Here is a 20,390-nt window from a genome sequence, read left to right as displayed (position 1 = left end):
TGTGATTGAGAGGTCGCGGCATGAACGGGGCGGAGCGTTTCCAAGGTAATATGAATCAGTCTGATGATAGCAATCCGGACGCGGTGTCTGGTGATAACGTGGATGTTCTGCCCGACACTGATCTCTGGGCAGAGGAAACGAACACGCCCGCGTCTGTGCGTGCCGGGGCGGAGGTAATTCGTCGTTTCTGGAAAACATTGCCGCATCTACCAGGCGTGTATCGGATGATCGATGCCGAAGGGCATGTTCTCTATGTAGGCAAAGCGCTGAATCTGAAGAAGCGTGTGGCTTCCTACGTGCGTGGCATTGGCCATGGCGGGCATCGCACGATGCGCATGATTGCGGAAACAGTGGCGATGGAGTTCATCACCACTGATACCGAAACGGCCGCGCTGTTGCTTGAAGCCAATCTGATTAAGCAGTTGCGTCCACGTTACAATGTGCTGATGCGCGACGATAAGTCGTTTCCATATATCTTGATTACAGGCGATCATCCGGCGCCGCAGCTGGTGAAGCACCGTGGTGCGCGCACCCGTAAAGGGCGTTACTATGGCCCGTTTGCCGATGGTGGGGCCGTTAATCGCACAGTGAATGCCCTGCAACGCGCGTTTTTGCTACGTACATGCACTGATAGTTATTATGAAAACCGCACAAGGCCGTGTCTTCTGTTCCAAATCAAGCGTTGCGCAGGGCCTTGCACAGGTGAGATTTCGCAGGAGGATTACGCCAGATTAGTTGATGAAGCGGGTGACTTTCTTTCTGGTAAATCAACAGCGGTAAAACGCAGACTTGCTGAGGACATGCAAGCTGCATCCGAAAGCCTTGAGTATGAGCGCGCTGCACGGTATCGCGATCGGCTGGCTGCGCTTTCAACCGTGCAGGGTACACAGAGCATCAATCCACAAACGGTTGATGAGGCAGATGTATTTGCCATCGCAACTGAGGCAGGAATGTTCTGCGTTCAGGTGTTTTTCTTCCGCAATGGTCAGAACTGGGGAAACCGCTCTTACTTCCCTCGCGCAGATAGAAACATGCCATTGGAAGAGGTGCTATCCGCCTTCCTTGCGCAGTTTTATGAAGACAAACCTTCCCCGCGGCTGGTCTTGCTGTCTCATATGCCGACAGAAAATGCGTTGCTGGAAGAGGCGCTCTCCACGAATGCAGGCCATAAGGTTGAGCTTGCGGTGCCGCAACGAGGAGAAAAGTACACGCTCGTGGCGCATGTCGCCCGGAATGCGCAGGAAGCCCTTGCACGAAAATTGGCAGACACGGCATCACAGGACAAGCTACTGGGCGCTGTTGCGCAAGCGTTCGGGTTGGCGCGTGTGCCGCGCCGCATCGAAGTATACGATAACTCGCACATCATGGGCACCAATGCCGTTGGGGGGATGATTGTTGCTGGTCGTGAGGGGTTCATGAAAACCCATTACCGTACCTTCAATATCCGCTCTGAAGAAATAACCCCTGGTGATGACTTCGGCATGATGCAGGAGGTTTTGCATCGCCGTTTTGCACGTCTTGTTAAGGAGGGGGGGCGCCCTTCATACGATGAGGAGCAAGGGGATAATGAGCCAGGCGAGGAGGTTGAGCGCGCCTTTCCTGCATGGCCGGATTTGCTTTTGATCGATGGCGGGCAAGGGCAGGTTGCTGCTGTGCGTCGGGCATTAGCTGCAATTGGTGTGAACGATGTGCCGGTGGTAGGAGTTGCCAAGGGTGTGGATCGTGACGCAGGACGCGAGACTTTCTTTGTGGAAGGACGCCCACCGTTCCGGTTGCCGCCGCGCGATCCAACGCTTTACTATATCGAACGATTGCGCGATGAAGCACATAGGTTTGCTATTGGCACCCATCGCGCTAAACGCAAGCGGGAGTTTACCAAAAGCCCTCTGGATGAGATTGCGGGTATCGGGCCGGCACGCAAGCGGGCTTTGCTGCTGCATTTTGGTACGGCCAAGGCGGTGTCGCAAGCTTCTTTGGAAGATTTATGCGGGGTGCCTGGAATCAATGCAGCAACCGCAAAAATGGTCTATGAGTTTTTTCATGAGCGGGACGGCTGAGTCTCTTCCGATAAATGATGCAGGATATCTGGTGGATAAGGTATGACTACGCCCCCCTTCGATGCTTCCACCGATACACCCGCTAAGGGTGCAGGCAAGCTGCCATCAAAGGCGCTAAGCCTGCCAAATATGCTGACCTACGGGCGCATTCTGGCTGTACCTGCGCTTGTCATCTGCATGTTCTGGCCTAATGAATGGGAAATGCGCTGGGCGGCATTGGCGATCTTCGCGCTGGCCGCTGCAACAGATTATCTTGACGGTTATCTCGCACGCGCATGGGCACAGCAGTCCGCTTTGGGGCGCATGCTTGATCCAATTGCCGATAAGCTGCTTGTTGCCTCTTCCTTGCTGATGCTGGTAGCGGATGGCACAATCAGAAGCTGGTCTCTGTGGGCGGCGATTATCATTATGTGTCGGGAAATGCTGGTGTCAGGACTTCGCGAGTTTCTGGCCGAACTGCGTGTCAGCGTTCCTGTGACCAAGGTTGCGAAATGGAAAACAGCTGCGCAGCTAGTGGCGCTTGGCTTTTTGATCGCGGGGCAGGCAGGAGAGGTTGTTTTGCCAGGCACCTTGAAAATCGGTATTGGCCTGCTCTGGGTTGCTGCGCTACTAACGCTTTATACAGGCTGGGACTATCTCAATCACGGCATTCGCCATATTCTGGCGCAGGATGAGCGGTCGCAAAGCTAGAGTAATGTCCGCTTTGTAAATGCTGTTTTATCTGCTGCGCCATATGAATTGCTTTTAAGGACCAGCGTTATTTGCATGGCAGGAAAGCGTTTGCCTTCGTAAAGGATCATGGCGGCTGATTATTTTTTCAGCTAAATAACCACTATTATGGTTCATAGTTCTTCTTTGGCGGATACAATGCCGCATTCCAAGCCAGATTACGCTGCGTGGCGGGCCGAGCTGCGGGCGACTGTTGCGCTCGGCTGGCCACTGGTTTTGACCACGCTCGCACAGATGGCCATCACGGCAACTGACGTGATTTTCATTGGCAGGCTGGGATCACAGGCATTGGCTGCGGCTACGCTGGCGACCAATCTGTATCATCTGGTGATGCTGTTCGCGCTGGGGTTGCTGACGGCTGCTTCGCCCATGATTGCGCGCGCACTGGGGCAAAATCGCTTTGCTGTGCGCGAAGTTCGGCGCACAGTACGGCAAGGTTTGTGGTCGGCGATTATTATTTTTATTCCTTGCGCGCTGCTGTTGTGGAATGGCGAGATCATCTTGCTTGCAATTGGCGAGCCTGCTGATCTTTCTGCATTGGCAGGCGGTTATCTGCGCATGTTTCTGTGGGGGCTATTACCGTTTCTGGGCTTTCTGGTGCTGCGCTCATTTGTATCAGCGCTTGAGCGTCCCCAATGGGCGCTTTTCGCGGCGATGTTTGGTATTGTATTCAATGCCTTGGGTAATTGGCTGCTTGTGTTTGGGAACTTCGGTTTTCCACGCCTGGAGCTGGTTGGCTCAGGCATTGCCAGTACCTGTGCTAATTTGAGTCTGTTTCTGATTTTGGCGTTTGTTGTGCTGCGTGACAGACGGTTTCGTCGTTATCATGTGTTTGGTCATTTCTGGCAGGCAGATTGGCCTCGCTTCCGGGCTTTCTGGGCGTTGGGATTGCCAATTGCTGCGCTTTCCACGTTTGAGATCAGCGTGTTCAATGCAGCAGCCTTCATGATGGGCTGGATCGGCGAGGCATCGCTTGCAGCGCATGCTGTGGCCATTCAGCTTGCCGGCATTTCGTTCATGGTTGCAGTTGGGCTATCGCAGGCAATTACCGTGCGTGTGGGGCGTGCCTATGGCGCGGGTGATCGGGATGGCGTAACGCGTGCGGGATGGATCGGCATTGGCCTGGGTATGCTGGCGGTAACAATCTCTGCCATTTTGATGACGGTGATGCCTGTAACGCTTGTGAGCGCATTTCTCAATATTCATGATCCAGCAAATGCAACGGCAGTTGAGTTCGCAGTTAGCTTCCTTGCGTTCGCGGCTTTATTCCAGCTGGCTGATGGCGGACAGGTGCTTGGCATTGCTGCTTTAAGGGGACTGCACGACACCCGTGTACCTATGATCTATGCTGTCATTGGTTATTGGTTCATTGGCTTGCCGCTTTGTGTTTACTTGGGCTTTGGCGCGGGGTTCGGTGGGGATGGGATCTGGATGGGGCTGGCAGTGGGGCTTTTCGTTGTAGCGATCTTGATGCTTGCAAGATGGATGCGGCGCGAACGCCTAGGTTTGGTGAGTTTTCATTCTCCGCAAGCTTAAGGGCTTAATCCCGGTATTCTGAACCAAGATAAATACATTAGCCTTGCGTCAGGCGCATGTAAGTCATGTGCGTGTGCCGGCGCACAATAAGCATATTGAACCTGTGATTATATGGGCTTACATGAGACCGCGCGTTGCGATGACAGCGTGTTTATTTTGGACGGAATTGATGACAGCGCATGACGTCGCTAACAATACAACACCAGAAACCCAAATCCCGCCTTCCCAAAAGAGCGGAAGGCGGAAGGCGATACTAACGGTAGCAGGTGTGCTGCTGTTAGTGGCTGCTGTTTATGAGGGATATCATTGGTGGACGTTTGGTCGCTTCGAGATCTCCACCGATGATGCATATGTACAGGCCGATATCACAACCCTTGCGGCGAAGGTCTCCGGTTATGTTGCAAGCATCGCGATAACGGAAAATCAGTTTGTTCAAACAGGCGATGTTATCGCGCGTATCGATGATGGTGACTATAAGCTGGCGGTAGAGGCCGCGCAGGGAAGAATTGCATCTCAGGAAGCAACGATCAGCCGGATTGGTGAGCAGATCAAGGTGGCTGAGGCTGCGGTAACGCAGGCGCAATCCCAGATTACGCTGGCAGATGTCAATGCGGAGCGTAGCGCCAAGGAATTTGACCGGCAGTCAAAGCTTGCCAGCAGCAATTATGCCAGCCAGGCCGCACTTGATAATGCGCGCGCAGATAAGGACCGCGCTGCAGCCAATGTGCAGGGTGCCAATGCAGCGCTTGTTTCAGCGCAAGCCAATCTGGGCGTGATGCATGCTCAGCAGCTCGAAGCACAGCGAAACCTGGCCGAGTATAAAACCAGTCTTGAACGGGCACAGCGCGATCTGGACTTCACAATTATACGTGCGCCTATTAGCGGCGTTGTTGGTAACAAAGCGCTTGAGGTTGGCAAGTTGGTATCTGTTGGCCAGCGTCTGGCAGTGATCGTGCCGTTGAGTGATGTTTATGTCGAGGCAAACTTCAAGGAAACGCAGCTCGATAGCCTGCGCCCCGGCCAGCCGGTATCAATCACAATAGATTCCTATTCTGGCAAGGTATTTACCGGCACGGTGGAAAGCATAGCGCCAGCTTCTGGTGCGCTCTTCAGCCTTCTGCCGCCTGAAAATGCGACGGGGAATTTTACCAAGATAGTGCAGCGTATTCCGGTGCGAATTGCTTTATCTGAAGATGCTTTACGGGCTCATGTTTTGCGGGCTGGTATGTCTGTCGAAGCAAGGGTCGATACGCGTGCGCATGAAAACGTGGCCCATAGAGATAGGCCAGATGCACCACGAACAAGTACGGCTGATGAGCATCGAATGAATACTAACTGAGACTGAAAAGTCAGAAAGTCCGGTTATGATGAGCGCGCTTGAAATGCCGGCTCCCGGTCGTCTTATTCTGGGGATCCCTGCGCGAAAGTTCATTGCTTTCGTTTGCATGGTTTTTGGCATGTTCATGGCCATTCTGGATATCCAGATTGTCTCGGCCTCTCTCACCGAAATTCAAGCGGGGCTTGGTGCGAGCGCAGATGAAATTTCGTGGGTGCAAACGAGCTATCTGATCGCCGAAGTGATCATGATACCGCTATCAGGTTTTTTATCGCGGGCATTTTCAACACGCTGGTTGTTTGCTGCATCTGCGGCGGGCTTTACGTTCATGAGCTTCATGTGCGCCACCGCCACTTCAATCGAACAGATGATCGTCTACCGTGCATTGCAGGGGTTTATCGGCGGTGGCATGATCCCAACCGTGTTTGCCACGGCCTTCAGTGCCTTCCCGCGGGATAAGCAATCTGTCGTATCGCCGATCATCGGCCTTGTGGCAACGCTCGCGCCAACGATTGGGCCGACTATTGGCGGGTATCTGACTGATATATTCTCATGGCATTGGCTGTTTCTCATTAACATCGTGCCCGGCGTGATAGTGACTATAATGACGATCTCGCTCGTTGATTTTGACAAGCCGGACCTGTCGCTGCTTGAGCATTTTGACTGGTGGGGCCTGCTTTTCATGGCAGGCTTTTTGGGTAGTCTTGAGTATGTGCTTGAAGAAGGGCCCCTCAATGATTGGTTTGATGATCATCTGATTGTCATCTTCTCGATTGTCATGGTGGTAGGTGCCATTGGATTTTTCTTGCGCGTGCTATCTGCGCGAGAGCCAGTGGTGGACATCCGGGCATTTACCAACCGCAACTTCGCGATGGGGTCTCTTTTCAGCTTTGCCATGGGCATTGGCCTTTATGGATTGACGTATATCTATCCACTATATCTCGCGCGGGTGCGGGGCTATTCAGCGTTGATGATTGGCGAGACAATGTTCGTCAGCGGCGTGGCAATGTTTCTCACGGCGCCGATTGCCGGAATACTATCCCGCAAGCTCGATCCGCGCATCATGATGGGGATAGGCTTTGCCGGTTTTGCGCTGGGCACCTGGCAAGTGACGGGCCTGACCAAGGATTGGGACTTCTGGGAGCTATTCGTGCCGCAGATACTACGGGGTGTATCGCTGATGATCTGCATGGTGCCAATTAGCAATATTTCACTCGGCACTCTGCCCCAGGATATGGTGAAAAATGCGTCTGGTCTGTTTAATCTGACGCGAAATCTCGGCGGTGCTGTTGGGCTTGCCGTTATCAATACGATGCTGAATTCGCGGCTTGATCTGCATCTTGCCCGCTTGCACGAACAGGTGCGTTGGGGGCACGAGGCAGCCGAGGAAACTTTGGCGAAAATCACGGCAGGATTAGCGCCACTGGGATCGGATGCGGAGCTTGCTGCCATCAAGAAACTGGCAGGGTTGGTGCGCCAGCAAGCCACAGTGATGTCGTTCGCAGACGTATTCTATGCTCTGACCTTCCTGTTCTTGCTGCTACTGTTCGTTTTGCCCATCATGAAAAAGGTGGAGCCGAGTGCCGAGCCGGCGCCTGGCCACTAGGATGTGCTGATCTTCGCGCCATGGTGACCTGCAAATAGCAATGCTTTGTTTGAACGCCCTAGGCAGCGGCCTTATAACGTTTTGATCCATATTCGGGCTGCGGCGAGTTTGAATGCGGCCAGATAGTTTTCGGGCAGCCGGTTATACCGTGTTGCGAGGCCGCGCATCTGTTTGATGCGGTTGAAGAAGCGTTCGACGGCGTTGCGTTGCCTGTAGAGCCATGGGCTAAAGGCAAAAACCTTTTTGCGAATGACGTGCGGTGGAATGAAGCGCCAATTTGCCTGCATTCTACGAACCAGCCATTTGGTTTCAGACGCTTTGTCGATGGTTGATGCACTCGGGCTCGAGCCTGGGACCCGCTGAGGCCACTCACAGATAGGCCGACAGTCGATTTTTTGCTTGCCATTTTGCATTAAGGCTTTTAATAAAGAAGAAATTAAATTTTCAAATATGATTTATGGCGGTCAAATTATGAGTGTTACATTACAATCTTATTCATCTAATACAGAAAATGCTACTCCGCTGCCTCAGGTAAGTTCAGGTTTTTTTGATAATCGAGTCGTTTGCTGCCTGAAAGGGGCTGGAGAAGCATTCTGCAATCTCATTTCTTCTCTCTGGGACAAAATCACGTCGGTGATATCCTATTTTACCGGCACAAAAACACTTGAGGACCGAGAAATAGGGCAGGCTGATAAAACAGCAGTTGTGAGCCAGCTGAAGGAAGAAGCTTCACAGCTAACATCATACAATGATATGGCAGATTTTGTGAAAAAGCTGACTGGGGTTAAGCTTGATCCTGAATCATTAAAGCAGGTGATGACGGTGGTTTGTGATGACCATGGCAACACACCCATGCATTATGCTATAAATAATGCTGATAGTCTGGTGTTTTTGAATGACGTGTTGGGTGAAGACCAGTTTATTGAGCTGCTCAAGGTTCCGGACAACCATGACGAAACGCCCATGCAGGCTGCTGCATGGAATGCTAAGTCTCTGGCGTTTTTGAAGGACGTGTTGGGTGAAGACCAGTTTATTGAGCTGCTCAAGGTTCCGGGCTACTGTGGCAACACGCCCATCCACAATGCTGCATGGAATGTTGATGCTCTGGTGTTTTTGAAGAACACGCTGGGTGAAGGCCAGTTTATCGAGTGGCTCAAGGTTAAGAACAACGATGGCACCACGCCCGTGCACGATGCTGCAAGGAATGCTTTGTCTCTGGCGTTTTTGAAGGACGTGTTGGGTGAAGACGGCCTTATCGAGCAGCTAAAGATTAAGGACAACTATGGCAACACGCCCATGCACAATGCTGCATGGAATGCTGCGTCTCTGGCGCTTTTGAAGGACGTGTTGGGTGAAGACCAGTTTATCGAGCAGCTAAAGGTTAAGGACAACTATGGCAACACGCCCATGCACAATGCTGCATGGAATGCTGCGTCTCTGGCGCTTTTGAAGGACGTGTTGGGTGAAGACCAGTTTATCGAGCAGCTAAATGTTAAGGACAACTATGGCGAAACGCCCATGCACGTTGCTGCAAGGCATGCTGATAGTCTGGCGTTTTTAAATAATGAGCTGGGCTTACGCCTTGTCGAAAATGATATGGGCTTATGCCTTGTCGAAAATGATATGGGATAGTCTTATCAATGAGATCAACCCGACGATATCAGCCGTTTCCGTGCTGATGATTTCGGTCTCGCTGCTGCTGCTATTCACGGGATATCTTGGATCGCGGGCTTTGAGCCGGAGAGATGCGCCCGCTATTTTGGCCACCTAAGAAATAACAGAATGCCCCCATCCTGGTGAGAATGGGGGCATTTGCATTAATAAGGGCTTGGGCTTGGTTAGTAGGTCACGCGAAGGCAAAAACCTTTTTGCGGATGACGTGCGGTGGAATGAAGCGCCAATTTGCCTGCATTCTACGAACCAGCCATTTGGTTTCAGACGCTTTGTCGACGGTTGATGCACTCGGGCTCGAGCCTGGGACCCGCTGAGGCCACTCACAGATAGGTCGGCAGTCGATTTTTTGCTTGTCACATTTGCATTAAGGCTTTAATAAAGAAGAAATTAAATTTTAATATATGATTTATGGCGGTCAAATTATGAGTATTACATTACAATCTTATTCATCTAATACAGAAAATGTTACTCCGCTGCCTCAGGTAAGTTCAGGTTTTTTTGATAATCGAGTCGTTTGCTGCCTGAAAGGGGCTGGAGAAGCATTCTGCAATCTCATTTCTTCTCTCTGGGACAAAATCACGTCGGTGATATCCTATTTTACCGGCACAAAAACACTTAAGGACCGAGAAATAGGGCAGGCTGATAAAACAGCAGTTGTGAGCCAGCTGAAGGAAGAAGATTCACAAACACTTGAGGACCGAGAAATAGGGCAGGCTGATAAAACAGCAGTTGTGAGCCAGCTGAAGAAAGAAGATTCACAAACACTTGAGGACCGAGAAATAGAGCAGGCTGATAAAACAGCAGTTGTGAGCCAGCTGAAGGAAGAAGCCTCACAGCTAAAATCATACGATGATCGGGCAGATTTTGTGAAAAAGCTGACTGGGGTTAAGCTTGATTCTGCATCGTTAAAGCAGGTGATGACGGTGGTTTGTGATGACCGTGGCAGCACGTTCATGCATTATGCTATAAATAATACTCGTACTGTGCTGTTTTTGAAGGGCGCATTGAGTAAAGACTGGCTTATCGAGCTGCTCAAGGTTCCGAACAACTATGGCAACACGCCCATGCACGCTGCTGCAAGCAGTTCTTTGTCTCTGCCGTTTTTGAAGAACGCGCTGGGTGGGGACCAGTTTATTGAGCTGCTAAAGGTTCGGAACAACTATGGCAACACGCCCATGCACGCTGCTGCAAGCAATGGTGTGTCTCTGCTGCTTTTGAATGACGCGCTGGATAGGGACCAGTTTATTGAGCTGCTAAAGGTTCCGAACAACCGTGGCAAAACGCCCATGCAGGCTGCTGCAAGTAATGATGCGAATCTGGCATTTTTGAATAACGTGTTGGGTAAGACTGGCTTATCGCGCAGCTAAAGGTTAATGACAACTATGGCAACACGCCCATGTCCGGTGGTGCAAGGAATGCTGCGTCTCTGGCGTTTTTAAATAATGAGCTGGGCTTAATGCTTTGATCGGAAATGATGTGGGATGGTCTTATCAATGAGATCAACCCGACGATATCAGCCGTTTCCGTGCTGATGATTTCGGTCTCGCTGCTGCTGCTGCTACTCACGGGATATCTTGGATCGCGGGCTTTGAGCCGGAGAGATGCGCCCGCTACTTTGGCCACCTAAGGAATAACAGAATGCCCCCATCCTGGTGAGAATGGGGGCATTCGCATTAATAAGGGCTTGGGCTTGGTTAGTAGGTCGCGCGACCGCCGGAGATGTCGTAAACAGCACCGGTGGAGAACGAGCAGTCCTCGCTGGAAAGCCACGCGACCAACGCACCAAGCTCTTCCGGACGACCAAATCGGCCCATTGGAATTTTCGACAGCATGTAGTCGATAAACTCGGGCGTGTTTTGCTTGAAAATATCAGTTTCAAATGCAGCGGGAGCAACAGAATTGATGATCACGCCTGTTTTGACCAGCTCCTTACCGAATGATTTTGTCATCGCCATCACACCAGCCTTTGCTGCGGCGTAAGGCGTGGCGGTAGGGTTGCCTTCCTTGCCCGAGATTGAGGCGATGTTGACGATACGGCCATACCCTCCGCTGATCATGTGCGGAATAACTGCGCGGCAGCAGTAGTAAACGCCGAAAAGATCAATCTCGACCACCTGCCGCCATTCATCGACTGGATACTCCCAGCCATTAATGTTAGGGCCTGAAATGCCGGCGTTGTTGACGAGGATATCGATCTGCCCAAAGCGGCTAATGGTATCAGCCGTTGCCTTGTTAACGGAGTCGAGGTTAGCGACATCGACGCGGAATCCGGCTGAGCTATCGCCATGGTGGGCGACTGCAGCGTCGAGCGATGCGGGGTCGATGTCCCAGATGGCAACCTTTGCGCCGCTAGCGATCAGGCGCGTAACGATCGCCGCTCCCAGCCCCTTCGCGCCGCCAGTTACGACTGCCACACGCCCGTTCAGATCAATTGAATTCATATTCCTGAACCTCCCAAAAGTTCTTTTAGGCCGGGCGTTTGAACATGCGGGCAAACGGTGCTCAAGCTTGCTTGGAAGGGGCCGGATATTCTGGTGCGAGCGGCCCTGCTTGCGGATGGAATGCTATTAACGCCGACTTCCCTATTTTATCCAGCAACATGCCAGAATGCTCAAAAGGAAACCGGAAATAAAGTCCACATGGTGGACGGTGCGCGTGAAGGTATTCGTGCAAGTCTTGGGAGAGGGTATCTATATAGTGCTGATATTGCTGCCTAGTTTCTGGTGTAGACGCAAGGCCAAGGCATTACATTCTGCACGCACATCGTCGATGATTTCCTTGACGTTTGCCTCAGTCATACGCTTTGCCATTCCCGATACGGTTACTGCCGCCATCACAGGGTCATTCGGTCCGCCGACCGGGATCGCAATGGCTTTCGTGCCTGGGATGAGGCCCTTCTGGCGATAGGCAAAGCCGCGCTCCCGGCTTTCACGTACGAATGCAAGAACGTCAGGTACGGTATAGTTGAAGGCTGCGAGGCGCAGCTCGTCCTGCTCCACCATTTGTGTTGATTGGGCATCGTCAAACTGCGTGAGAATTGCAACGCCAGAGGTAATTGCACCTAGCGGGCGGCGGTCTCCCACATCAATAGAAAGCACTTGAATCGGGAAGTCTCCCATCACCCGGGCGATGGTGAGTACGTCCCGTTCGCTGCGCATGGAGAAGAATACGGTGTCATGGACAATGCGGCTTACTTCTTGAAGATATGGCTCGGCTAATTGCAGCAAGGGCAGTTTGCGTTCGCGCGCCAAAGCAAGCAGCGGCACCTGCGTGCCTATCACGTAGCGGCCGGATTTTTCTATTTTCTGCGCAAAGCCACGTTCGGTGAGTGTGTTGAGGATGCGATGCACCGTAGGGCGTGACATGCCAAGATAGGTAGATATCTCACTGATCTTCAGGCCCCATTTGGGTGCGTGCCCCATGGCCAGAAGCGTGAGAATATCAAGTGCGCGGGTTATTGCTTGCGTACCGTCTTTACCGCGCCCGGCATCCTGCTCTGGCTCTTTGTTTGGCATATTCACCTCCATCGACATGTCCATATTATGGACGATTGTGTGCGAATTGCCTATCGATGATCTGATTTTTTCTCCACCTTAATAACAATAGAAGAACAAAAATATGCTTTATAGGAGAAACGTCATGAGAAAAGCGGTCGCGCTTGAGCGTAAATAGCAGTTATATTGCCCGTTTTTGGCATATATTGCGCTGAAATACACCCCATTCATAAAGAAATAAATGATGCGGGAAGCTGCTAATGCTGTTTCCCCGATCATCAGGTGGTGCGCATGAAGAACCAGGACTTACATCATATCGTCAGCGATAGGCTCTCTATTGAACAGGCTGCGCGCGATATTTACGATGCCTACATCAAGCATGAGACATGTGAGCCGATCCGCCGCCATTTAGCTGCCCGTGACATTGCGGGCGCTTATGCCGTGCAGGAGGCCAATACTGTGCGCTGGCTCTCGGAAGGGCGACGGCTGACCGGTCGCAAGATCGGACTTACGGCCAAGATCGTGCAGAAGAATGCAGGTATTGATCAACCAGATTACGGCATGCTTTTCTCTGATATGGAAATCGCTGATGGCGATACCATCCCTGAAGGCACATTGTTTCAACCAAAGGCAGAGGGTGAAATTGCCTTCGTGCTTGAGCGTGATCTGACAACGGAAAATCCATCGCTTGCTGAGGTTGTCCGCGCCACAGCTTATGCTTTGCCAGCCCTTGAGATTATCGATACCCGCATTGCCAACTGGGATCTCGATATTGTCGATACGATTGCCGATAATGCGTCATCTGGTCTTTATGTACTGGGCGCAACGCCGCGTAAGATCGATCAGCTTGATCTTCAGATGTGCGGCATGGTGATCGAGAAAAATGGTGATCCCGTTTCCTTTGGCGCAGGCATCGCTTGCTTGGGGCATCCGCTTAATTCTCTGCGCTGGCTAGCACGTACCATGGTGCGGCTGGGACGGCCGCTGCATGCCGGTGACGTGGTGATGTCAGGCGCGTTGGGGCCGATGGTTCGCTCATTCGATGGCGAATACCTCGAAGCACGCATCTCCGGGCTTGGTTCTGTCGGGGTGCAGTTCGGTGCGAGGAAACACTGATATGACAGATCTCAACGCAATTGCCTTGCGCCTCCACGAAGCCGCCATGACAGCAACTGCCGTGCCGCAGCTTGAGGCTGAGCTATCAACCGCTGATGCATATGAAGTGCAACGTTTGTCAATCAAGCAGCGCCTTACGGCAGGCGAGCGGCACATCGGCATCAAGATGGGGCTGACCAGTAAGGCCAAGATGGCGCAGGTTGGTGTCAATGAGATGAGTTGGGGCCGGCTGACGGACGGCATGCTGACCGAGGATGGCTCGACATTATCGCGCAGCCGTTACATTCACCCACGGGCTGAACCGGAAATCGCATTCCGTCTGAAACGCCCGCTTGAGGGCAAGGTCACTGCGCTGGAAGCCTATGCGGCCATTGAAAGCGTGGCCGGAGCCATCGAAATTATTGATAGCCGTTATAAGGACTTCAAATTCCGCTTCTCTGATGCAGTTGCTGATAATGCATCCTCAACCGCATTGGTAATCGGGACCTGGCATAACCCCAATGTCGATTTCGGTAATCTCGGCATCAGCCTTGAGGTCGATGGGGATCCGGTCGAGATCGGTTCAAGTGCTGCCATTATGGGCCATCCAATCCGCTCTCTGATTGCAGCTGCGCGGTTGATGGCTGAACGTGGCGCAAGTCTTGCCGCTGGCGATATCGTGCTGTCAGGCGGCGCTACTGCTGCCAAGCCCTTGCAATCAGGAACTTTTGTCCGCGCACGCTTTGAGGCGCTTGGCCAGGCCGCTTTCCTTGTGGGAGATTGATGATCATGCCGCAATTCATGGTGATCTGCCGAATGAAGGATCCGCTTGATCCTGAGTTGCAGAAAAAGCGTCTCGAAATCCGCCCCGCCCACATCGTTGGTGCCAGTAAATTGCAGGCAGAAGGACACTTGCTGCTCGGCGGTATGGTGCAGGATAAGGCGGGTAATCCAGCTGGTTCTGGCTGCATCTGCGATTTTGAGAGCGAGGAAGCGCTCTGGGAGTGGCTTAACAACGATCCATGGATGGTCGGTGGGGTCTGGGATACGATCGAGGTCATCCCGTTCAAGGTCGCCGAGCACTATCTGAAGCACTAACAGCGATAACGATTGTTATCATTTTCAACATGCTGATCTTAGGTGCATTTTAGCTCTCACGGTAATGATTCAGAATGCATCAGTCGGCTCCAGCTTTATGATACGAGGATTGCATGCGTTATCACCTTCGTCTTCTCGAAGATATTGTGCCGGTGAATGCCGACATCTCGTACCTGCCACGCGCTGTGCGTGCCGTATATGTCCGCAACGGTGGTCTGACTCTGGAGACTGCAACCAGTAACCAGTTCCATAGTGCGGGTTCCGCGTGGGTGGGGCAGGATGAGGTCAATTACGTTGTGGGGCCGGAAGGTGCAGAAATTCTGCGCTGGGAGCTCGTGCCGCTGACAGAAACGCATGATGGACGTCTGCGCTCGTCGCCGAAATCTGCCTCTAAGGTGCTCAATAGCTTTGAGATTGATCTTGATCCTGCCAACAGCTGGCTTTTGCGCTGCGATCAGGTGACATTCCCGCCGGGTACGGTTGCGCCGGTGCATATGCACCAAGGGCCGGGCGTGCGTTGGGTGGTGAAGGGTGAGATTGATGCCATCGGCCCCGGTGGCGTGGCTAAACTGCACTTGCCGGGGGATAGCTTTCTCGAAAATGGCATTGATGAGCCGGTGTCTGCAAAGATGCATAAAGATGAGGAGACATCGTTTCTGCGTGGTCTTATCCTGCCGCGCAGCGTCAAGGGGCGGCCTTCCACCCGCTTTGTCCATAAAGAGGACTGGGATCGCCCTAAACGGCAGGTCTATCATGTTCATGCGGAAAGATTTTTTGAGTTACCTTGAGTAAGATACCCTCAGAAAATAACGCGTCCTGGGAGGACTCTCATGAAAAGTTTTATAAAGGCGCTTTTAGTTCCAATTGTTTCTGGCGTGATGATAACAGCCGCTTTCGCACCATCGTCTGCATGGGCGCAAAATCGCCTCATCGTGCAAGGCGGATCGCCTGTTCCCAACCCCGCTTATCTGAATACATATGTTGCGCAGCAGGCTGGCTTCTTTGCTGAAGAAGGTCTGGATGTGGAAGTGCGCTATACGCAGGGTGCTGCGCTTGCCACTCAGTTGGCTGCAAGCAACAATGCCGATATCGCGGATGTGACGTTCGAGCCTTATCTGTTGGGCTACTCGCAAGGCCTGCGTGGCAAGTTCATCTACTCGCGCTATGACGAGCTGATCTATTGGATCGCTGTACCTGTCGATAGCCCGATCAAGACGCCTGCAGATCTTGCTGGCAAAACCATTGGCGTCGCGAGCATGGCCTCGTCATCATTGACGGTGGCAAGATCGATCCTGCGAGATGCTGGTATCAAACCAACGGACAAGTCGTTCCTGCCTGTAGGCACGGGCGATCAGGCGATTGCAGCGCTTCGTAGCGGACAGGTGCAGGCGCTGTCTCTTTGGGATGCTGTCTATGGCAGCCTTGAACGGGCCGGTCACAAGTTCCGCTACATCTATCATCCACGCGTCGGGAATGTCGGTAACGGCGGTTTCTTCGTCTCCGAGAAGACATTGGCAGACAAGGATGCGCAGCTGCGTGGTTTCCTGCGGGCGCAGGTAAAGGCACGCGTCTTCATCAAGGAAAACCCTGAAGCAGCACTTAAGATGTACTGGGTTGCCAACCCTGCTGCCAAGCCACAGAGCCCGGAAGAGGAAGCGATTAAAAAAGGCATGCAGGAGATCACCTTCAAATCTGCTTTCTTCAATGACGATCCGGTAAAGGACTTCGGTGTATTCGATCTGGAAAAGGTCGGTTCTTATATGGACGTCCTTAAAAAGGAAGGCGTCTACAAGGCAGATCTGACGCCGTCTGATCTCGTGACGAATACGCTCATCGAAGCTGTTAACGACATCGACCCTGCGCCAGTTCGTGAGATGGCGGATAAGTGGGGCAAGTAACATCGGGTTTTAAGCGGGTTGTACTTGGGCTGGAATACAGACTGCCATGCAACCCGCTGTTTTCTGATAGCTTGCCGCGCAGACTACTATTGTAAGAAGGAATGCAGCCATGCTGGCATCACATTCTATCGGCGAACGGCTCATCCAGTTTAACGGGGTTGCCAAGGTCTACAATGCCGCTGACGGAAAAGCTGTCAGAGCCGTGGATTCTGTGACAGCGGAAATTGATCGTGGTGAGTTCATTGCTATTCTTGGCCCATCAGGGTGCGGCAAAAGCACGTTAATGATGATGCTGGCAGGTCTGCTGCGACCAAGCGAAGGTAGCATCCTGTTCAAGGACAAGCTCATTACAGGGCCGCAGGAGGATTTCGGGATTGTGTTTCAGGACGCAGTTCTATTCCCCTGGCGGAATGTGCGGGAAAATGTGGAGCTGCCCGGAGAGGTCGAAGGCCTTAGCCGTAATGATCGGCGCACTCGGGCGCAAAAAATGATCGATCTCGTTGGTCTCTCAGGCTTTGAGAACAAATTTCCGAACGAGTTATCAGGTGGCATGCAGCAGCGTGTTGCGATTGCCCGTGCATTGTCGCTCAATCCTTCACTATTGTTGATGGATGAGCCGTTTGGTGCCCTGGATGCGATGACACGCGAGCAAATGAACCTCGAATTGCAACGCATCAGTCTTGAATCCGGCGCGACCGTTGTGTTCGTTACGCATTCGATTGCCGAGGCCGCTTTTCTGGCAGATCGTGTTTTCGTCATGAGCGGGCGCCCATCAACGGTGCGGGAGATTGTGCCTATCGATATTCCTCGGCCGCGTGATATCGATTTAATGGCCTCTGACAAGTTTGGAACATATGTTGCGCATCTGCGCGACCTGCTTGAAGTGCGGGGAGATGCATCATGACAGATCAGGCAATGCCATCTGTGCCATCTGCTACGGCTGCGCAAAAAGTACCTTCTGGCGAAATGCATCAGTGGGTTTCGGTATCGCTGACGACAGCTGTTCTGCTGATCATGTGGGAGGCAGCTGTGTACCTCATGCAGGTGCCGGTCTTCATTGTGCCGCCACCAAGTGCTGTAGCTGTTTACATCTGGCAGGACATGGCGACAGGCTTCATCCTGCCACATCTCTGGATCACCTTTGTCGAGGTGCTGATCGGCTTCATTGCTGCGGCAGTGCTCGGCATTGTTCTGGGTACCGGGATTGCGCTTGTGCGCTTTCTGGACAAAACGGTCTATCCGTTTGTGCTGGCACTGCAGACTATTCCCAAAGTGGCAGTAGCGCCGTTGCTATTGATCTGGTTCGGCTATGGCATTCAATCCAAGATCGTGACAGCGGCCTTGCTGGCGTTCTTTCCCATCCTGGTCAACGTTGTCGCTGGTTTGCGCACGGGTGATCCGCGCCGGATTCTCTTGATGCGGGCGCTCCGGGCCGGACCATTCAAAACCTATTTCAAAGTGCGGCTTCCAGCCATGCTGCCTTATCTTTTCGCCGGGCTTGAGGTTGGGGTAATCTTCGCTGTCATCGGTGCTGTGGTGGGTGAGTTTATTGGTGCCTCACAAGGGCTTGGTAGCATTATCATTCAACGACAGGCGTTTGTGGATGTGACGGGTGTGTTCTCGGTGCTGTTCTATCTGTCCTTGATGGGCATTCTCATGAGCATGGCCCTGCGCCTTATCGCACAACGTTATGCTTTCTGGTCGGATACAACGTCGCAGGCCAACTAGGTCTCTGGCTGCATCAAGACCTCTGAAAATAGGAACAACAAGATGAAATTGCTTCGTTATGGCCCTATGGGCGCAGAACGTCCAGGTTTGCTCGATGACACGGGCACCATTCGGGATTTGTCTGGCGTTATTTCAGACATCAATGGCAAGACGGTGGATGCCGCAACGCTCAAGCGACTTGCTGCTATTGATCCTGCGACTTTGCAGCCGGTGGATGCAGGTGTGCGTATCGGTCCGTGTGTGGGGGATGTATCCAAGTTTATATGCGTTGGTTTGAACTATGCTGATCATGCTGCGGAGAGCAATCTGCCGATCCCTCAGGAGCCCATTCTGTTTCAGAAGGCTGTCTCGGCGATCTGCGGCCCCTATGATGATGTGATCAGGCCAAAGACTGCCACCAAGATGGATTGGGAAGTCGAGCTTGGTATCATCATCGGTGCCCGCGCCAGCAATATCACGGAAGCGGAGGCGGGTGCGCATATTGCGGGTTATTGTGTGGTCAATGATGTGTCTGAACGTGCCTATCAGGCTGATCGTGGTGGACAGTGGACCAAGGGCAAAAGCGCTGACACTTTTGGCCCAATCGGCCCATGGTTGGTGACCGCCGATGAAGTGGCTGATGTGCAATCGCTGGATATGTTTCTGGATGTCGATGGTGTGCGCCGCCAGACCGGCAATACCAATACAATGATCTTTGCCGCGCATTATCTCGTGGCCTATATCAGTGAATTCATGACCCTGCTTCCTGGCGATATCATTGCTACTGGCACGCCGCCTGGCGTTGGCCTCGGCTTCAAGCCGCCGGTGTTTCTGGATGTGGGGCAAACCATGCATCTGGGCATCAAGGGCTTGGGAGAGCAGCGGCAGACTGTTGTAGCTTATAGGTGATCAGCATGCCTCCCTTCATCTTCAACACAGCTGCGCGCATTGTCATTGAGCCCGGTGCTGCGGCCCGTCTTGCAGAGTTGATGCCTGTTGCAAAGCCTGGCAAGCTCATGTTCGTGACAGATGCAGGCATTGTGCGCCTTGGACTTTGCGCGCCTGCGCTTGCGTCGCTTGAGGCAGCTGGTTGGGAGGTCATTGTCTTTGATGCTGTTGAGCCTGATCCATCTTTGAAAACATTGATGGCGGCCGTTGCTTCAGGGGCATCAAACGGCATTTCGGCGGTCGTTGGTTTTGGCGGTGGCTCTTCTTTGGATATTGCGAAGCTTGTTGCGTTGATCTGTGGTTCTGGTGAAGAGCTCGATGGTGCATGGGGCGTCAACAATGCTCGCGGCCCGCGGTTGCCGCTGCTGTTGGTGCCAACCACGGCGGGGACGGGGTCTGAAGTGACACCGGTTGCGATCATCACTGTTTCCGAGGATGAAAAGCGCGGCGTATCATCGCCTTTGCTGCAGCCGGACGTTGCCGTGCTCGATGCAAGGCTGACGCTTGGATTGCCAGCAGAAATTACTGCTGCAACAGGGGTGGATGCGATGGTGCATGCCATTGAATCCTACGCCTCAACCAATGCCAACAACAACCCGCTCACCCGGCTTCTTGCGCGTGAGGCACTGCGTTTGCTGGGCGCCAATCTCGCGCGGGTTATAAGCCATCCATCTGATGTTGAGGCGCGTGGTGCGATGCTCTATGGCTCGATGCTGGCGGGGATGGCCTTTGGCAACGCGCCGGTAGCGGCGGTTCATGCGCTGGCTTATCCGATTGGCAGCATGTTCCATGTCTCGCATGGACGCTCCAATGCTTTAGTGTTGCCGCATGTTTTACGCTTTAACGCACCTGTTGCTGCAAATATCTATGCCGAAATAGCGGCAGATACATTCCCGGCGCTGGCAGAAATTGCTGATCCTGTGGCCCGCTGTGCGGCATTTATCGAACGTTTGGCTGGATTGGTGAGCGCGCTCGGCATGCCGATACGTCTGCGGGATGTTGGTATAACCGAAGAAGCCCTCGCACCGATGGCGCGGGCAGCAATCAAGCAAACGCGCTTACTCGTGAATAATCCGCGTGCGGTGAGAGAGGAGGACGCTCTCGCTATCTATCAAGCGGCCTGGTGATGGGGTGTAAATATCAGCCATGTGATGGCTGGCGATGTAGTTTATGTAACCCCAAAAGCTTTTGACACGTTGATATCTGTAAACT

19 protein-coding genes and 1 pseudogene are annotated in these 20,390 nt (G+C 52.8%); 17 read left to right on the top strand and 3 right to left on the bottom strand.

The features are described 5' to 3' along the window. The first annotated feature begins 50 nt into the window (after positions 1-50). From uvrC to VRZ32_RS03815, 5 genes are all read left to right on the top strand, one after another. Positions 51-2,057 carry an excinuclease ABC subunit UvrC gene (gene uvrC / locus VRZ32_RS03835; RefSeq protein WP_414524342.1) on the top strand — a complete coding sequence of 669 codons (2,007 nt, stop codon included), beginning with the start codon at positions 51-53 and terminating at the stop codon, positions 2,055-2,057. Positions 2,058-2,099: 42 nt separating this feature from the next. Beyond that, a complete protein-coding gene (pgsA, locus tag VRZ32_RS03830; protein WP_414524340.1) occupies positions 2,100-2,747 on the top strand; it encodes a CDP-diacylglycerol--glycerol-3-phosphate 3-phosphatidyltransferase in 648 nt (215 codons plus the stop codon). A gap of 177 nt (positions 2,748-2,924) precedes the next feature. Further along, positions 2,925-4,322: an MATE family efflux transporter gene (locus VRZ32_RS03825; RefSeq protein ID WP_414524338.1), complete on the top strand. Its 1,398-nt coding sequence runs from the start codon at positions 2,925-2,927 to the stop codon at positions 4,320-4,322. 169 nt (positions 4,323-4,491) lie between these two features. Further along, positions 4,492-5,661, top strand: a complete 1,170-nt coding sequence (locus VRZ32_RS03820; protein WP_414524336.1) for an HlyD family secretion protein — start codon at positions 4,492-4,494, stop codon at positions 5,659-5,661. Positions 5,662-5,686: 25 nt separating this feature from the next. Beyond that, on the top strand, positions 5,687-7,264 hold the full coding sequence (locus VRZ32_RS03815; protein ID WP_414524334.1) for a DHA2 family efflux MFS transporter permease subunit: 1,578 nt from the start codon (positions 5,687-5,689) through the stop codon (positions 7,262-7,264). A 71-nt stretch (positions 7,265-7,335) separates the two neighbouring features. Here VRZ32_RS03815 and VRZ32_RS03810 read toward each other — a convergent pair. Continuing rightward, positions 7,336-7,539 (bottom strand): annotated as a pseudogene (locus VRZ32_RS03810) (transposase); the annotation flags it as partial. A 358-nt stretch (positions 7,540-7,897) separates the two neighbouring features. On the opposite strand from VRZ32_RS03810, the gene VRZ32_RS03805 reads away from it, so the two are divergent. The 3 genes from VRZ32_RS03805 (at position 7,898) to VRZ32_RS03795 (ending at position 10,565) form a co-directional block, all read left to right on the top strand. Continuing rightward, on the top strand, positions 7,898-8,896 hold the full coding sequence (locus VRZ32_RS03805) for a hypothetical protein (protein ID WP_414524332.1): 999 nt from the start codon (positions 7,898-7,900) through the stop codon (positions 8,894-8,896). Positions 8,897-9,339: 443 nt separating this feature from the next. After that, positions 9,340-10,305 (top strand): hypothetical protein, encoded by a 966-nt coding sequence (locus VRZ32_RS03800; RefSeq protein WP_414524330.1) that lies wholly within the window; start codon positions 9,340-9,342, stop codon positions 10,303-10,305. 107 nt (positions 10,306-10,412) lie between these two features. Beyond that, on the top strand, positions 10,413-10,565 hold the full coding sequence (locus tag VRZ32_RS03795; protein WP_414524328.1) for a hypothetical protein: 153 nt from the start codon (positions 10,413-10,415) through the stop codon (positions 10,563-10,565). Between the two features lie 67 nt (positions 10,566-10,632). Here the strand turns inward: VRZ32_RS03795 and VRZ32_RS03790 are convergent, their stop codons facing one another. Both VRZ32_RS03790 and VRZ32_RS03785 read right to left on the bottom strand, forming a co-directional pair. Then, positions 10,633-11,379, bottom strand: a complete 747-nt coding sequence (locus VRZ32_RS03790; protein WP_414524326.1) for an SDR family NAD(P)-dependent oxidoreductase — start codon at positions 11,377-11,379, stop codon at positions 10,633-10,635. 249 nt (positions 11,380-11,628) lie between these two features. Then, entirely contained in the window at positions 11,629-12,453 is an 825-nt protein-coding gene (locus VRZ32_RS03785; RefSeq protein ID WP_414524324.1) for an IclR family transcriptional regulator, read from the bottom strand. Between the two features lie 270 nt (positions 12,454-12,723). On the opposite strand from VRZ32_RS03785, the gene VRZ32_RS03780 reads away from it, so the two are divergent. The 9 genes from VRZ32_RS03780 to VRZ32_RS03740 all read left to right on the top strand — a co-directional run bounded on the left by VRZ32_RS03780 (position 12,724) and on the right by VRZ32_RS03740 (position 20,305). After that, positions 12,724-13,548 (top strand): 2-keto-4-pentenoate hydratase, encoded by an 825-nt coding sequence (locus VRZ32_RS03780; RefSeq protein ID WP_414524322.1) that lies wholly within the window; start codon positions 12,724-12,726, stop codon positions 13,546-13,548. A 1-nt stretch (position 13,549) separates the two neighbouring features. After that, positions 13,550-14,311 carry a 2-keto-4-pentenoate hydratase gene (locus tag VRZ32_RS03775; protein ID WP_414524320.1) on the top strand — a complete coding sequence of 254 codons (762 nt, stop codon included), beginning with the start codon at positions 13,550-13,552 and terminating at the stop codon, positions 14,309-14,311. Positions 14,312-14,316: 5 nt separating this feature from the next. Then, positions 14,317-14,625 (top strand): YciI family protein, encoded by a 309-nt coding sequence (locus VRZ32_RS03770; protein WP_414524318.1) that lies wholly within the window; start codon positions 14,317-14,319, stop codon positions 14,623-14,625. Between the two features lie 113 nt (positions 14,626-14,738). Continuing rightward, entirely contained in the window at positions 14,739-15,413 is a 675-nt protein-coding gene (locus VRZ32_RS03765) for a hypothetical protein (RefSeq protein WP_414524316.1), read from the top strand. Positions 15,414-15,455: 42 nt separating this feature from the next. After that, positions 15,456-16,523, top strand: a complete 1,068-nt coding sequence (locus tag VRZ32_RS03760) for an ABC transporter substrate-binding protein (protein ID WP_414524314.1) — start codon at positions 15,456-15,458, stop codon at positions 16,521-16,523. Positions 16,524-16,632: 109 nt separating this feature from the next. Beyond that, positions 16,633-17,427 carry an ABC transporter ATP-binding protein gene (locus VRZ32_RS03755; RefSeq protein ID WP_414524312.1) on the top strand — a complete coding sequence of 265 codons (795 nt, stop codon included), beginning with the start codon at positions 16,633-16,635 and terminating at the stop codon, positions 17,425-17,427. Beyond that, positions 17,424-18,251 carry an ABC transporter permease gene (locus VRZ32_RS03750; protein WP_414524310.1) on the top strand — a complete coding sequence of 276 codons (828 nt, stop codon included), beginning with the start codon at positions 17,424-17,426 and terminating at the stop codon, positions 18,249-18,251. Before VRZ32_RS03755 ends, VRZ32_RS03750 begins: the two co-directional genes overlap by 4 nt. 42 nt (positions 18,252-18,293) lie before the next feature. Then, positions 18,294-19,139, top strand: a complete 846-nt coding sequence (locus tag VRZ32_RS03745) for a fumarylacetoacetate hydrolase family protein (protein WP_414524308.1) — start codon at positions 18,294-18,296, stop codon at positions 19,137-19,139. A 5-nt stretch (positions 19,140-19,144) separates the two neighbouring features. Continuing rightward, the gene (locus tag VRZ32_RS03740) at positions 19,145-20,305 is read left to right on the top strand and encodes an iron-containing alcohol dehydrogenase (protein WP_414524306.1); all 1,161 of its coding nucleotides are present in this window, start codon (positions 19,145-19,147) and stop codon (positions 20,303-20,305) included. Positions 20,306-20,390: the final 85 nt, after the last annotated feature.

Source organism: Pseudochelatococcus sp. G4_1912, from assembly GCF_047501465.1.
GTDB lineage: Bacteria > Pseudomonadota > Alphaproteobacteria > Rhizobiales > Beijerinckiaceae > Pseudochelatococcus.
This window is presented reverse-complemented; position numbering and strand designations above follow the sequence as displayed.